At 64.3% G+C, this 13,880-nt stretch carries 9 protein-coding genes and 1 pseudogene; 4 read left to right on the top strand and 6 right to left on the bottom strand.

Going from position 1 to position 13,880, the window contains the following annotated elements; all coding sequences use genetic code 11:
• Window positions 1-52 precede the first annotated feature (52 nt).
• Window positions 53-1,357 (bottom strand): MFS transporter, encoded by a 1,305-nt coding sequence (locus B0G62_RS16475; RefSeq protein ID WP_103705285.1) that lies wholly within the window; start codon window positions 1,355-1,357, stop codon window positions 53-55.
• Window positions 1,358-1,454: 97 nt separating this feature from the next.
• Window positions 1,455-2,921, bottom strand: coding sequence for a mannitol dehydrogenase family protein (locus B0G62_RS16470; protein ID WP_103705284.1), 1,467 nt, complete (start codon window positions 2,919-2,921; stop codon window positions 1,455-1,457).
• A gap of 146 nt (window positions 2,922-3,067) precedes the next feature.
• Between B0G62_RS16470 and B0G62_RS16465 the strand changes: the two genes are divergently transcribed.
• From B0G62_RS16465 to B0G62_RS16455, 3 genes are all read left to right on the top strand, one after another.
• Window positions 3,068-3,799, top strand: coding sequence for a GntR family transcriptional regulator (locus B0G62_RS16465; protein ID WP_103705283.1), 732 nt, complete (start codon window positions 3,068-3,070; stop codon window positions 3,797-3,799).
• 75 nt (window positions 3,800-3,874) lie between these two features.
• On the top strand, window positions 3,875-5,083 hold the full coding sequence (gene manD / locus B0G62_RS16460; protein WP_103705282.1) for a D-mannonate dehydratase ManD: 1,209 nt from the start codon (window positions 3,875-3,877) through the stop codon (window positions 5,081-5,083).
• Window positions 5,084-5,119: 36 nt separating this feature from the next.
• Window positions 5,120-6,148, top strand: coding sequence for a Zn-dependent oxidoreductase (locus tag B0G62_RS16455; protein ID WP_103705281.1), 1,029 nt, complete (start codon window positions 5,120-5,122; stop codon window positions 6,146-6,148).
• A 141-nt stretch (window positions 6,149-6,289) separates the two neighbouring features.
• Here the strand turns inward: B0G62_RS16455 and B0G62_RS32210 are convergent.
• Window positions 6,290-6,756 (bottom strand): annotated as a pseudogene (locus B0G62_RS32210) (helix-turn-helix domain-containing protein); the annotation flags it as partial.
• An 871-nt stretch (window positions 6,757-7,627) separates the two neighbouring features.
• Here B0G62_RS32210 and B0G62_RS16445 point away from each other — a divergent pair.
• Window positions 7,628-8,728, top strand: a complete 1,101-nt coding sequence (locus B0G62_RS16445; RefSeq protein ID WP_103705280.1) for an NAD(P)-dependent alcohol dehydrogenase — start codon at window positions 7,628-7,630, stop codon at window positions 8,726-8,728.
• 408 nt (window positions 8,729-9,136) lie between these two features.
• Here B0G62_RS16445 and B0G62_RS16440 read toward each other — a convergent pair whose 3' ends face one another.
• Genes B0G62_RS16440 through B0G62_RS16430 form a run of 3 tightly spaced genes read right to left on the bottom strand, consistent with a single transcriptional unit; the run spans window position 9,137 to window position 13,875 of the window.
• Window positions 9,137-10,417: a diguanylate cyclase gene (locus B0G62_RS16440; protein ID WP_167401287.1), complete on the bottom strand. Its 1,281-nt coding sequence runs from the start codon at window positions 10,415-10,417 to the stop codon at window positions 9,137-9,139.
• A gap of 1 nt (window position 10,418) precedes the next feature.
• Window positions 10,419-11,531: a chemotaxis-specific protein-glutamate methyltransferase CheB gene (cheB, locus tag B0G62_RS16435; RefSeq protein WP_103705278.1), complete on the bottom strand. Its 1,113-nt coding sequence runs from the start codon at window positions 11,529-11,531 to the stop codon at window positions 10,419-10,421.
• 10 nt (window positions 11,532-11,541) lie between these two features.
• Complete coding sequence (locus B0G62_RS16430) at window positions 11,542-13,875, bottom strand: hybrid sensor histidine kinase/response regulator (RefSeq protein WP_167401286.1); 2,334 nt, start codon at window positions 13,873-13,875, stop codon at window positions 11,542-11,544.
• Window positions 13,876-13,880 lie beyond the last annotated feature (5 nt).

Raw genomic sequence — 13,880 nt, 5'->3', positions numbered from 1 at the left:
GTATGACTAAATAAATGAGCTAAAACAGCCATGAAAAATGGCCTGGGGGAACTCAGGAGAAAGCGTTTCTGCGAACGTCGGTGGCCGGACGGGGGTCACGGATGAAGATGCCGGAGAGCACGGCGCCTATGAGGGCGACGGCGCCGGCAAGCACGAATGCGGTTGCGAACGAGCCGCTGCGCTGGACGAGCAGGCCGGTGACCGCCGGCCCGATCACGCCGGAAAGGCTGCCGACGCAATGCATGCAGCCGCTCACGCTGCCGACTTTCGCGGGGTGCACGACGTCCTGGACGATGGCCCAGTACAGCGCGCCCGTGACGTAGAGCAGGAACAGGGCGACGGACATCAGCGCGATGGCATTGACGGCGGTATGCACCGAGCCCGCGACGGCCACGCATATCCCGGCCGCGACAAGGCAGACCACGAGCACGATCTTGCGCGAGAGCATGAGCTTGCCGGTCCAGCGGAAGATCGCATCCGAGATCATGCCGCCGGCGGCGAGGCCGACCGTGCCCACGAGCCAGGGCACGATCGTCGCAAAGCTCATCTGCTTGATGTTCAGATGGTGGGCTTCGACGAGGTAGCTCGGGAACCAGCTCAGGAAGAAGAACAGCACGTAGTTGTAGCTGAAGAACGCGACGGCGGCGGCGATGATGAGCGGCTGGCGCAGCCAGGCGATGAGCGGCAGGTTGGCGCTGGCGGAGTCGGCGAGACCGGCGGCGGCGTTCGGCGTGCCCGACTGGCGGCTCGCCGTCGGTGCGGCGTCCAGCGAGGTGACGAGGCGGCTGCGGCCGGGGTTGTCGGCGGTGACGGCGATCCATACGACCACCCAGACCAGACCGATCGCGCAGATGATCCAGAAGGCCGGCCGCCAGCCGAAGCTGATCGCGAGCAGTCCGATGACCGGTCCGGCGATGGCGCCGCCGAGCGGCGAGCCGGCGCTCAAAAAGCCCATGGCGGTCGCGGCCAGGCGGTGCGGCATCCAGTTGTTGACCATCTTGTTCGCCCCGGCGCAGAGCGGCCCTTCGGCCATGCCGAACAGCACGCGCACCACGAGCAGGCTCGCGAAGCCAACCGTCACGGCCGTGAGCCCGCAGAACAACGACCAGAGGCCGACCGCGAAAACGTAGACGAGCTTGGGCCCGAGCCGATCGCTCGCGAGGCCGCCGACGAAGTTAAAAAGCGCGTAACCGACGAAAAAGCTGCTGAATACGATCCCCATCTGCGCTGCATCGATACCGAGGTCTTTCTGGATCAGCGGCGCCGTGAGCGAGAGCGCCACGCGGTCCAGATAGTTGATGCCGTAGACGAGGAATAACAGGAACACCGTTATCCAGCTCATGGTGCGTTGCTTCATGCTGCGTCTCCTGAAATCACGTTATTGAGTTTGGTTTCATCGCCGGCGATGGAGCCGGCTGCGCTCGCGGTCCCGACCCGACCGCTTCGGCGCGGTTTCAGCCCCGATCGGCGATCAAGGCGTCGGTGCCATGTTTGCGCAGGGTCGTCAGATGGCCCGCCAGGCGTTCGACAAAGCTCTGCGGCCACGTGGCGGCGCCGAATACGCTCGTGTGCGCGAGCGCGGCTTCGACGGCATCGAGCGATGTGCTGGCCGCGCGCAGCCGCGACGCAAGCGCCTCGGCACCCGGATCGCTGATGACGAGCGGCTCGCCCGCATCGTTGCGTGCGGTCTCGAGGTAATGCAGCCACGCGGCCAGCGCGCGTTCGAGCCAGGGCCGCTCGATACCGGCCGCGAGGCTTTCGCGCAGCGCCGGCAGCCAGCGCACCGGCACCTTCTGCGTGCCGTCCATGGCGATCTGGCGCGTCTGATGCGCGAGCGTCGGGTTGCCGAAGCGGGCGAGCAGATCCCGGCAATAGGCCTCGACGTCGAAGCCCGGCGGCGCCATCACGGTGGCACGCAGGTCCTCGGTCATCACGCGGCGCACGAACGCGGCCGTCGCGGCGTCGGCCATCGCATCCGACACGGTGGCGAGGCCGCGCAGTTGGCCGACATAGGCGATGGCCGAATGCGAGCCGTTGAGCAGCCGCAGCTTCATCGCTTCGTACGGGTGCACGTCGGACGTCAACAGCGCGCCCGTGTCCTCCCACGCGGGCCGCGGGCCGCTGAAGCGGTCCTCGATGACCCATTGCGTGAACGGCTCGCAGACGATCGCGGCCTCGTCGCGCAGGCCAAGGCGGCGGCCCGCCTCGTCGAGCGTGGCGGCTGTCGAGGCCGGCACGATGCGGTCGACCATGGTGTTGGGAAACGCGATCGTCTCGTCGAGGCGGCGCGCCAGCGACGGGTCGAACAGCCCGGCGTACTGGACGAGTAGACGGCGCAGCGTGTCCCCATTCGCCAGTATGTTGTCGCAGCAGACGACGGTGAGCGGCGCATCGACCGGACGTCTGCGGATACCGGCGGCGAGCACGCCGAGCGTGGTCTGCGGCGCATCGGGGGTCACGATGTCGTGGCGGATGCCGGGGTCGGCGACGTCGAGTTCGGCGCCCGCGGGCGCGATGTTGTAACCCTTCTCGGTGACGGTGAGGCTGACGATCCGCACGCCGGGATCGGCGATGGCGTCGAGCACGCGGGACAGCGCCGCGGGCGCATAGAGCGCGCCGCACAGGGCGCCGACCACGCGGCTTCGCGAGATCTCGCCGTCGCGCTCGGTGACCGAATAGAGATAGTCCTGAGCGGCGAGGACGTCGGCCATGCGGCGCTCGCGCAAATGGACGCCGAGGATGCCCCAGCGCGTGTCGCCGCGTTCGAGTAACGGCTCTGTATACAGTGCCTGATGGGCCCGGTGAAACGCGCCGAGCCCCAGATGAATGATTCCCGGGCGCACGCCCCGGCGGTCGTATGTCGGGCGCGCCATGCCGGCAGGAAGCGCCGGTAGCGTCTGGTTGCTCAAAAGTGTCGCCATCATCTATCCAATATCTACCATGGTACGATTTGAGATGAGCGAAGCTTATGCGCTGCGAAGAAACGATTTTATCGGTGTAAACGCTACAATCGCACCGCGCCGTCCCGGTGCTACCATGGTACAAACAACTGGCAGCGTCTCAGAACATGACTACGACAACCCCCGTATCGCAGGAAGACGCCGTCCTCGCGGCATTAAGCGGGTTCAAGGCGAATCCCGAGCAGTCCTACCGCCCGCAGGTCCATCAGTTCCTGCGCGATACGATCGTGCGCGGCGTGTTGCCGCCTCACACCAGCCTCTCCGAAGCCGCGATCTCGGATGCGCTGGAGGTGAGCCGCACGCCTGTGCGCGAAGCGCTCGCCCAGCTTGCCGACGAGCATCTGGTGAACATCTACCGCAAGGTCGGCACGATCGTCGCGCCGATTTCGGTGTCGCAGCTGGAAGAAGGGCGTTTTGCACGCAGCACGCTCGAATGCGCGAACCACGTCCAGCTGGCCCAGACCATCACGCCGCAGCAGCTCACCGAGTTCGGCCAGATCGTCGAGCACCAGCGCGAGGCGGTTGCGGCCGGCGACGTCGATCACTTTTTCAGTCTCGACGAGTTGATGCACCGGAGGCTGTTCGAGTTCGCGGGCCGCGCGCATGTCTGGGAGATGCTGCAGCCGATGAAGCGTCAGTTCGACCGGGTGCGCTGGCTGCTGCTCGATCGAGTGGTCGATCATGCGGAACGCGCGCTGCGCGAGCATGAACTGATCCTCGCGCACGTGGCCTCGCGCAATATCGCGCAGCTCGGTGCGACGGTGGCGAGCCATATCGATCGGGTCGGTTCGCATCTGCCCGAAGTGCGCGGACGTGTGCCCGATTATTTCGTCGATTGAATCACCGCTTGAATCACCGCCTGAATCGTCGCTTGAATCGCCGGCTCAAGAGCCGCATGGGAATGGAGAGGACAATTGAAGATTGAACGGTTGCAGACTATCGTGACCTGCCCCGGCAGAAACTTCGTGACGGTGAAGATCGTCACGGACGAGGGTGTGTACGGCCTGGGCGACGCCACGCTCAACGGGCGCGAGCTTGCGGTGCACGCGTATCTGGAGGAGCACGTGTTTCCGTGCCTCGTGGGCCGCGATCCGCGCAACATCGAGGATATCTGGCAATACCTGTATCGCGGCGCGTACTGGCGGCGTGGCCCCGTGACGATGACCGCGATCGCGGCGATAGACATGGCGCTGTGGGACATCAAGGGCAAGCTGGCGGGTATGCCGGTCTATCAGTTGCTCGGCGGCAAGAGCCGTGACGGGCTGATGGTCTATGGCCATGCGAACGGCCGCGATCACGAGGAAGCCATTGACGAAGTGCGCAAGCACGTCGAGGAAGGTTATCAGGCTATCCGCGTGCAATCCGGCGTGCCCGGGCTCGACAAGGTTTATGGCGTGGGCAAGGTCAAGGGCGAATACGAGCCTGCGCAGAAGGGGCTGCCGCCCGAGGAGCCGTGGGACACGGCGCTTTATCTGCGTCATACGCCGGAACTTTTCCGCAAGGTGCGCGAGGCCGTGGGCTTCGAGCCGCATCTGCTGCACGATGCGCATCACCGCCTCACGCCGATCGAGGCCGCGCGCCTGGGCCGCGATCTCGAGCCGTACCGCCTGTTCTGGCTGGAGGACGCGACGCCTGCCGAGAACCAGGAGAGCTTCCGCCTGATCCGCAGCCACACCACGACACCGCTTGCGGTGGGCGAGATATTCAACTCGATCTGGGACTGCAAGGATCTGATCCGCGAGCAGTTGATCGACTATATCCGGGCCACCATCGTGCACGCGGGCGGCATCACGCATATGCGGCGCATCGCCGACTACGCGGCGATGTATCAGGTGCGCACAGGCTTTCACGGCGCGACCGACCTGTCGCCGGTGTGCATGGCCGCAGCGGTGAACTTCGGGCTGTGGGCGCCGAACTTCGGTGTCCAGGAACTGATGCCGCACAACGCGCTGACGGACGAGGTGTTTCCGCATCGATACCGCTTCGAAAAGGGCTTCCTCGTGATGGACGACGCGCCGGGCCTGGGCGTCGACATCGACGAAACGCTGGCGGCCAGGTATCCGTATGAGCGCGCCTACCTGCCCGTTGCGCGCCTGCGCGACGGGTCGATGTGGAACTGGTAAGGATATCGAATGAAACCGGAAGGAAGGGACCTGAATATGTTGAGCGTCGTTGTCGATCGTCCGAACAGCCTTGCCGTGCGAGAGATGCCGCTTCCCCAGCCCGCCGAGGGCGAGGTCCGCGTGCGCGTGCGTTATGCGGGCATCTGCGGCTCGGACCTGCATATCTATCGCGGACACAATCCGTTTGTATCCTACCCGCGCATTATCGGCCATGAGTTCGTGGGCCGTATCGAGTCGGTAGGGGCGGGCGTGGATGCTGCCCGCGTCGGAGAACTGGTCGCCGTGGACCCCGTGATCAGTTGCGGGCAGTGCCATGCCTGTCGTATCGGGCGGCAGAACGTGTGCCGCAATCTCGTGGTGCTGGGCGTGCATCGCGACGGCGGCTTCAGCCAGTACGTCTGTGCGCCGTCGAAGAACTCATTTCGTATTCCTGACGGAATCGCCGATAGCGGTGCGGCCATCGTCGAACCGTTTGCCGTAGCCGCAAACGTGACCGAGCGCACCGGAGTATTGCCGGACGACGTTGCACTGATCTACGGTGCGGGCACCGTGGGCCTCACGATCCTGCAGGTGCTCAAGCGCGTGTACGGTGTGCGCGCGTTCATTACCGACCAGCTCGACGAACGGCTCGAACTGGCGCGCCGCTGCGGTGCGGCCGAAGGCGAGACGATCAACACGCTTCGGGAGTCATTGCCCGAGGCGCTGCAAAAGCGCGGTGTCGATGGTGGCCCGACGCTGATCTTCGATGCGGTCGGCCATCCTTCGATCCTTGAGGAAGCCGTGCGGCTCGCCGCACCGGCCGGGCGAATCGGCCTGCTGGGTTTTTCATCGACGCCTTCGGCAATCCCGCAGCAAGAACTGACGAAGAAGGAGCTGACGCTTTGCGCGTCGCGCCTGAACTGCGCGATGTTCCCGACGGTGATCGACTGGCTCGAACGCGGCCTCGTGACGCCCGAGTCGATCGTCACGCACAAGGTGGATTTCCGCGAGGTCGATCGCGCCTTCGATCTGGCCGAGCACAGTCCGAAGGACACCTGCAAGGTGCTGCTCGACTTTGGTGCGTGAACCGCTACGTGTTTTTAAACATGAAAATATGCAAGCGATGCCAGGCATCCTCGTGCCGCAGCGCTCCGGCATCAACAGCGTCGCACAGATCAAGGGCCGTACCGTAGTTATTTCATCGGTGCGCGGCAGCATTTCGGAGTACCGCGCCTCGCGCCAGGTCATCAGCAGGTCCAGATTCTCACCGGCGCGCAGCCGCCGGTGGGCATCGAAATCGCTTTTCGGCGGCTTTGTAAAGCGCGCGTTATACGCCGCCATGAAGGAGGGTGCCCTGGCATTGGCTTCGGCAAGCGTGTTGATGCCGCGCAGCCGCAGTTCCTTCACGTGGCATTCCCGCAGCTTCTCGCCCGCCAGCGTGGGCCCAAAATCCGCGTAGCGCTCACGGACGATAGAAAGCGCTCGATCGGCCGTCCTCGCATCCAGCCGGTTGTTGCCTGGCCTTGAGCGTTTGCGTGACACGAGGCCGCGGGTCCATGTTCGCGCAGCCGCGCTACGAGCCGGCGAATCTGCCGTGTCGTCAGCGCCTGACGCTGCGCTGCGCGCCACGGTTTGAGCCTGCCGTCCATCACATCCTGAATAAGCTTGAGTCTGTCCAGTTCGCGCATTGTCATTGTTATCCGTTCTGTTGCGGCTGCCATCGAAGCGCCCGAAGCTGGATCTCTAGCGAGCGGCAAGCTTACGATGAACGCGAAGCGGACTTTTGCAGGGTTCAGGTTTTGTCTTTTACGGGTTGCAGCTCATGCAGTGTCGAAGATCGGATCATGAACGAGCAGGGCATCCGCGCCCGTTCCACTGACAGTTGCTGACCGATTGCCTGGTTCGCAAGGTTCCCGTAACGCCACAAGCGAGACGATGCCTGCGGTCAACCAGGGGAGGACGAATGTGGCTGCAAAGAGATGATGATCGCCTGACGGTCTGCAACCGTTTGCATGCAACCAGTTCACCAGAGTAATCGCAGCGATGGTCAATGGTCCGGTGAACGCGATAGTTATGCGAAAGGCATAAATCGTCAACCTGGTGCCGACGTTCGATTCTTGTCGGTCGTGAGGGCGCTTTCAGCGACGCGGAGGCGTTCGAGGTTCATGAAACCACGAGCTATTCCTCAACGAAGCGTCGGAGTTTCGATAGTTCGAAGGGGTCTCGCCCGCTAAAAATTTCGTTGAGCGAACGACGCGATGCCCCGATTAGACCGCGCTGGAACACGTCTTCAAGCGCTGTTCTCTGTTGGATTGCTGCTGCTGCGTTTGTGGGCTAGACATAACCGTGGACTTTTATTGACACGGTGAAGACGCTGCGACTTATAGCCTTCGTCCGCTATCAACGCCTGAAGAGTACAGGCGCGTATGATGATCGAAGGTACACCTAAGCGCAGCTTTACAACCGACCGTGCGACTGCAAGGCAGGGTGTCGTCTCGAAGGGGTGTTTGCAATGTCACCACTCCTGCTATATGCACGCAAACAATCAATCCTGGAGATAACGAAATGCCCGCTATGATGAAAGCAGCCGTGTTCGTCGAACCCGGTCGCATCGAACTTGCCGACAAGCCGATTCCCGATATCGGTGCCAATGACGCATTGATTCGCATCACCACCACCACGATTTGCGGTACCGATGTCCACATACTGAAGGGCGAATATCCGGTCGCCAAGGGCCTAACGGTCGGTCACGAACCCGTTGGCATTGTCGAAAAACTGGGGAGCGCCGTGGTCGGTTATGAAGAGGGCCAGCGCGTGATTGCCGGTGCGATTTGCCCGAACTTCAATTCTTATGCTGCGATGGACGGCTATCCCTCGCAGGACGGCAGTTACCTGATCGCAAAAGGTCAATGCGGTTGTCACGGCTACAAGGCAACGGCGGGCTGGCGTTTCGGAAACCTGATCGATGGCACCCAGGCGGAGTATGTGCTCGTGCCCGACGCTCAGGCGAACCTCGCGCCGATTCCGGACGGCCTGACCGACGAGCAGGTGTTGATGTGTCCGGACATCATGTCGACCGGCTTCAAGGGCGCGGAGAATGCCAACATAAAGATCGGCGACACGGTGGCCGTGTTCGCGCAGGGGCCGATCGGCTTGTGCGCCACAGCGGGTGCGCGCCTGCTCGGCGCGACCACCATCATCGCGGTGGACGGCAACGATGCGCGACTGGCAGTCGCCAAAAAGATGGGCGCCGATGTCACGCTCAATTTCAAGAAGTGCGACGTGGTCGATGAGATCATGAAATTGACCGGGGGACGTGGCGTCGATTCGTCGATCGAAGCGCTCGGCACACAGGGTACCTTTGCCTCGTGCCTGCGGATACTGAAGCCCGGCGGTACGCTGTCGAGCCTGGGGGTGTACTCATCGGACCTGACGATTCCGCTGTCGGCATTCGCGGCGGGGCTGGGCGATCATAAGATCAACACCGCACTGTGTCCGGGCGGGAAGGAGCGGATGCGCCGCTTGATGAACGTGGTCGCATCGGGGCGACTCGATCTGGGGGAACTGGTGACGCATCACTACAAGCTCGACGACATCGTTGAGGCGTATGATCTCTTTGCCAATCAGCGCGATGGCGTGCTAAAGGTGGCGATCAAGCCAATCTGATCAGTTGGACCGGGGCGTGCGTTGCGGGTTCTTTTAACGTGGCGCACTTCGGAGTTCATTGTCAGCCTTCAGTTTGGCTTCGCGCAGGTTCGTTTCAAGCGTGGCAATCACGTGGAATACGAAAATCCGGGGTACGCTCCGGGCCCGGTTGGCGACGATCTTGGCTCACTGACCGCATGACCGGAATTGGGTGCGGATTCAACCGGCCATTGGATTCGCCTTCAGCATAGTAGCCACGGATCACTGTGCCGCTGAACGTTCGCAACTTTATCCTGGCACAGTGAGGCCGACTTACGGCTTCCGCCGCAGCCTCGGGACGGGGAAGTCTCTTTCATTCTCCAAGTTCGGGCGCGACTGGACCTGCAGCCTTTACGTCGATTCTTCCTGACCGAACTCGCCGGTGCCGACCTATCCCTCGTGTCCCTGCACGACACGATTCCTTCCACCGTCCTTGGCCCGATAAACCGCCTCGTCGGCGATCTTGAACAGTTTGTCGAAGTCGCACGGCTGCGGTGGGGTGATTGTGCTTACACCGATGCTAGCCGTGATGTCGAGGTCGCCCGGCCGCAGCGATCGCAGCGCTTCTAGCAGCCGCTCGGCATAGGCCAGCGCCTGAGTCTTGCCGCAATGGGGCAGCAGTACGATGAACTCTTCGCCGCCGAAGCGCGCGGCAAAGTCCTCCTCACCGCAGCGTTCCCCGAGGAGTTTGCCGAGGCCGGCCAGCACGCGGTCGCCGCGGTCGTGGCCGTACGTGTCGTTGATGGCCTTGAAGTGATCCAGATCGACGATCAGCAGGCTGAGCGGCTGCTGATCGCGCTCAGCCTGCACACACAGTTGGGGCGACCTCTCGGCGAGGTAGCGCCGGTTGTACACGCCCGTGAGCGGATCGCGGATGCTGTGCTCGCGCAACTCCCGGCGCTGCGCGAGCACCTCATCGAGCAGTTGCTTGGCGGACACGAGGTTGCCGACCCTCGCGATGAACTCCTCCTCGATCACCGGTTTGGACACGTAATCGTTCGCGCCTAGCTTGAGCATCTCGATCTTGCGGGCGGCATCTTCAGTGGCCGACAAACCGAGAATCGGCGTGCGCGCAACCTCGCTCTCCATCGCGCGGACCGACCGCACGAGGCCGAGCCCCGAGATCTGCCCGGCTAGCATGATGTCGCTGACGATCAGGTCGTACTGTCCGTCCGGAATCGCGTCGAGTGCGGCTTCGGCCGTATCGAACTGATCGACGGTCAGCGACATCCGGGTCAGCATGTGCTTGAGCAGGGCGGCCGTGGTCGGGCTGTCTTCCACCAGCAGCACGCGGCCCTTGTACTGGCGCTGCATGCGTTCGATATAGTCGCGCAGCGAAACCTGGATTTCGGCAAGCCGGGTTTTATGGAACAGCTCGGTCACGCCGGCTTCGAGCGCGCGCTGCAGCAGCAGCTCGCTCTCGTCCGACGTGAGCATCAGCACGGGCAGCAAGCGGTGGGCCGCGTTGGTCCGCAGGGTGCGGCAGAAGTCGAGGCCGCTTTGATCGGGCAGATTCAGGTCGAGAATCACAACGTTGAAGGTTTGCCTGTCGAGGGTCGCCGTCGCTTCGGCGGCCGTGCCGACGGTTGTCGTCTGAAAGCCCAGCGCCTGCAGCGTGTGCTCGATGATTTTCACGAAGACGGGCGAGTCCTCGATGATCAACGCGTGCATGTCAGGACTCCTGAAGCGCTGCCTGGGCGGCGACGAGTCGACCAGGCAATTGGGCGAGGGGAAGGACTTCGTCCACCACGCCCGCATCGACGGCAGCCTGCGGCATGTTCGGCACGACGCAGTCGCCTGGACTTTGCGCGAGCGTCAGCGCGCCGCGCTCGTGCATGTGGCGTAATCCGTCGGTGCCGTCGCAGCCCATGCCGGTCATGACGAGGCCGATTGCCCGGGCGCCGCAAGTTCGCGCCACCGAATCGAACAGCGGGGTGGCGGAGGGCCGGTGGCGCACGACCGGAGGTCTGCTGGACAGCGTCGCGACGAGGAGCGGTCCCTCGGTGTCGACCTCCAGATGCACGTTGTCGGGTGCGAACATCACGTGTCCCGGAAGCAGGGGCTGGCCGTCACGCGCCACGCTGCAGCGCAGCCTGCAACAGCCGGTGAGCCACTCGGTCAGCCCGCCGACGAAGCCGGGCGAGATGTGCTGGACCACCACGATCGGCAGGCGGAAAGTATCCGGCAGGCCGCCCAGCAGGACGGCCAGTGCCTGCGGGCCTCCGGTCGATGCGGCAATGGCCAGCAGCTTCGGAGCTGGCCCCGGTTTGCGCGCGGGCGGTGCGGCCGATAAAGGCGAAGCGGGCGGTGCCTGCGGCACTGCGGGAGCGGGCGCCTCGGCGGCGGGCGGCGTCGCCGGCGGCGAGCCGTTCTGCCTCCGGCGGATCACACGAACGCCCGCCATGGCCCGTACGGTCTCGATCAGTTGCCGCGAAGCCGCGGCGAAGCCCGCATGATTCGGCGAGGGCGGCTTTTCGACGACGGCGACGGCGCCGTAGGCGAAGGCGCGAAAGCTGATATGCAGCTCCGGGTCGTCGAGCGCAGCGCTGACCACGACGATCGGGGTGGGCGCGCGCTCCATGATGAGGCGCGTGGCCTCGATTCCGTCCATCCCCGGCATCCGTACGTCCATCGTGATTACGTCCGGGTGGAGCCGCTCGGTCAGTGCAACGGCCTCTTTGCCGTCGTGTGCAGTGCCGGCCACGTACAGTCCAGCCTGCCGGAAGATCTCCTGCAGCAGCAAAGCCATGCTGGGCGAATCCTCGACGATGAGAACACTAACCATTGATGCTCCGTCAGATTAATTGGCGCAGGGCGTCTAGCATCGCCTGGGATTCGAATTCACTCTTCACGATGTAGGCGTTGGCGCCGACGTTGACGCCTCGCAAGCGGTCTTCCTCGCTCGCGAGCGAGCTGACGATGATGACCGGTAGGTCCGTATGGTCCTGGCTGTGGCGGATGCGCTCGGTCAGCTCGAAGCCGTTCAGCCGGGGCATCTCTACATCCGTGACCACGACGTCGAAGCTGCCGCCCTGAAGCAGCTCCCAGCCCATCTGGCCGTCTGTGGCCAGGGTTACGCGATAGCCTTTCGACTCGAGCAGGTTCTTTTGCAGCGTGCGCGTGGTGATTGAGTCGTCGCAGACGAGGATATGGGGGGCGTAGGCCGTGCTCTCGGCCTGTACGTCGTGCAGGGGCGGCAGGACGGTCCGGGCCTCGTCGCGCAGCGCCCGTTCAGCGAGATCGTCGATGTGCAGGACCATGACGATCTCGCAGCTGCCGGTAAGCGTTGCGCCGCTGATGTTGGGAACGGAATGCAGCGGGGGTGGCAGCTGCTTGATCACGATCTCGCGCTCGCCCACGACCTCGTCCACGAGGAAGGCGACCTGCGACCACCCCCGTGAGACCACGACCACCTGCAATGCGGCGTCCGGCTCGGCATCTTCCCGTGCGGGCAGTTCGAGCGTGTTGGCGAGGTCGCGCAGCGGCACCGGCTGTCCTGCCAGCAGCAGTGCCTGGCTGCCGGCAACTTCGAGAATCTCGCGGCGCGCGACCTCGACCACGCGGTCAACGGAAGTGCTCGGAATCAGCAGATTCTCGCGGCCGGCACGTACGTGCAGTCCGCGCTCGGTGGAGAGGGTCAGGGGCAGTTCGAGCGTGAATGTCGTGCCGCGGCCCGGCACGGTGTCGAGCCGTATCAATCCCTTGAGCTTGCGCAGATTGGCCATAACTACGTCCAGACCGACGCCGCGGCCCGACAGCTCGGTGACGGCCTCCCGGCTCGAAAACCCGGGCCGGAAGATCAGGGCCAGCATCGCCTGTTCGTCCATTTGCGCGAGTTCGTCCGCCTGGATCAACTGCTTGCGCAACGCGACTTCGCCAATTTTGACCGCGTCTATGCCGCGGCCGTCGTCGCGGACCGTCAGCAGGACCTGGCCACCCACGCGGGCGACATCGAGCCAGATGTTGGCGGTCTCGTCCTTGCCCGCAGCGCGGCGTTCGTCCGGCGTTTCGAGCCCGTGATCGACGGCGTTGCGCAGCAAGTGCATCAGCGGATCGCGCAGCCCGTCCAGCACGGCCCGGTCCACTTCGATCTGGTCGCCACTGATATGAAGTTCGACGGTCTTGCCGAGCTCGCGGCCAATGTCGCGTACCACACGGGCCATGGGCCGCAGCCGGTTGGCGACGGGTACCAGTTGTAGCAGCCGGATATCGCCCTGCAGGGCTGCGCTCAAGTGACTCGTGCGGTTCAGCGTGGCGCGCATGCCCTTGCCCAGCGCGGCCGCGTGGCGGCGCAACTGGATCAGCGCAGGTAGTGCGTCCCTGGCCGCCTGGCTGAGCCCGGATGCGGCGGCGTCCTGCGTACGCAGCCCCCGAACGACATTGCGCCAGGGCTGCAGCAGCGTTTCGAGCTTGCTCAACTGCCGTTCGAGTGACTGCACGTCCTGGAAGTGCTCGCTCATGGCGATCTTTGCCATCTGCAGATCCTCGGCCAGTGCCGCGATGCGCTGCAGCCGGCCCGGGGCGATCCGCAAGGCTTCCTGATCGGCATCCTCGCCCCGCGGGCGCGCGCGTCTCTCCGGCCTGGCCATTGGCGTTTCCGGGGGCACCCGTGCGGAAGGCGGGGTTGCCTGCCCGGCCTGCGGCGTAGCGGCCGCAGGTGGCGTATTGGCCACTGCGGCGGCCCGGAACCGTGCCTCGGTGTCGGCCGACGCCGGGACGGAACTCGCAGCGGGGGGCACCCCGGGTTCGGACGAGGCCTCGCGCAAGCGAGCCATCAGTTCGACGGGAGGATCGGGGGCATCCGTGCGGGCTATTTCGCGCAGTGCATCCACGGCCTGCAGGCTCAGGTCGATCAGGGCGGGCTCGACGGGGCGGCCCGAGCGGAACGCACTGAACAGCGATTCGATCTGGTGAGCCAGATCCGCGATGTGCGTGGCGTCGATGCCGCGCGCCGCGCCTTTGATGTTGTGGGCGCAACGGAACACGCTGTTCAGGACGTCCTGCCGAGCGTCACCCGCAACGCCTTTCTCAAGGCGGAGCAGCCCGTCGGCGATCTGTTGCAGTTGGTCGGCCAGTTCTGCCCGGAAGGTTTCCCGCAGCAACTGCATGAACTCGGGATCGAAGCTCATGGGGG

It is taken from the genome of Paraburkholderia eburnea, from assembly GCF_002917095.1.
GTDB classification, from domain to species: Bacteria; Pseudomonadota; Gammaproteobacteria; order Burkholderiales; family Burkholderiaceae; genus Paraburkholderia; species Paraburkholderia eburnea.
Note: the sequence above shows the minus strand (reverse complement) of the source record. Positions and strands in the feature narration are given on the sequence as shown.

What these genes read in the sequence shown, in the direction of transcription:
- B0G62_RS16430 (WP_167401286.1), bottom strand. Translation starts at nt 13,875, where the DNA reads ATGAGCTTCGATCCCGAGTTCATGCAGTTGCTGCGGGAAACCTTCCGG.
- B0G62_RS16440 (WP_167401287.1), bottom strand. Translation starts at nt 10,417, where the DNA reads ATGCACGCGTTGATCATCGAGGACTCGCCCGTCTTCGTGAAAATCATC.
- B0G62_RS16445 (WP_103705280.1), top strand. Translation starts at nt 7,628, where the DNA reads ATGCCCGCTATGATGAAAGCAGCCGTGTTCGTCGAACCCGGTCGCATC.
- cheB (WP_103705278.1), bottom strand. Translation starts at nt 11,531, where the DNA reads ATGGTTAGTGTTCTCATCGTCGAGGATTCGCCCAGCATGGCTTTGCTG.
- B0G62_RS16455 (WP_103705281.1), top strand. Translation starts at nt 5,120, where the DNA reads ATGTTGAGCGTCGTTGTCGATCGTCCGAACAGCCTTGCCGTGCGAGAG.
- B0G62_RS16470 (WP_103705284.1), bottom strand. Translation starts at nt 2,921, where the DNA reads ATGGCGACACTTTTGAGCAACCAGACGCTACCGGCGCTTCCTGCCGGC.
- B0G62_RS16465 (WP_103705283.1), top strand. Translation starts at nt 3,068, where the DNA reads ATGACTACGACAACCCCCGTATCGCAGGAAGACGCCGTCCTCGCGGCA.
- B0G62_RS16475 (WP_103705285.1), bottom strand. Translation starts at nt 1,357, where the DNA reads ATGAAGCAACGCACCATGAGCTGGATAACGGTGTTCCTGTTATTCCTC.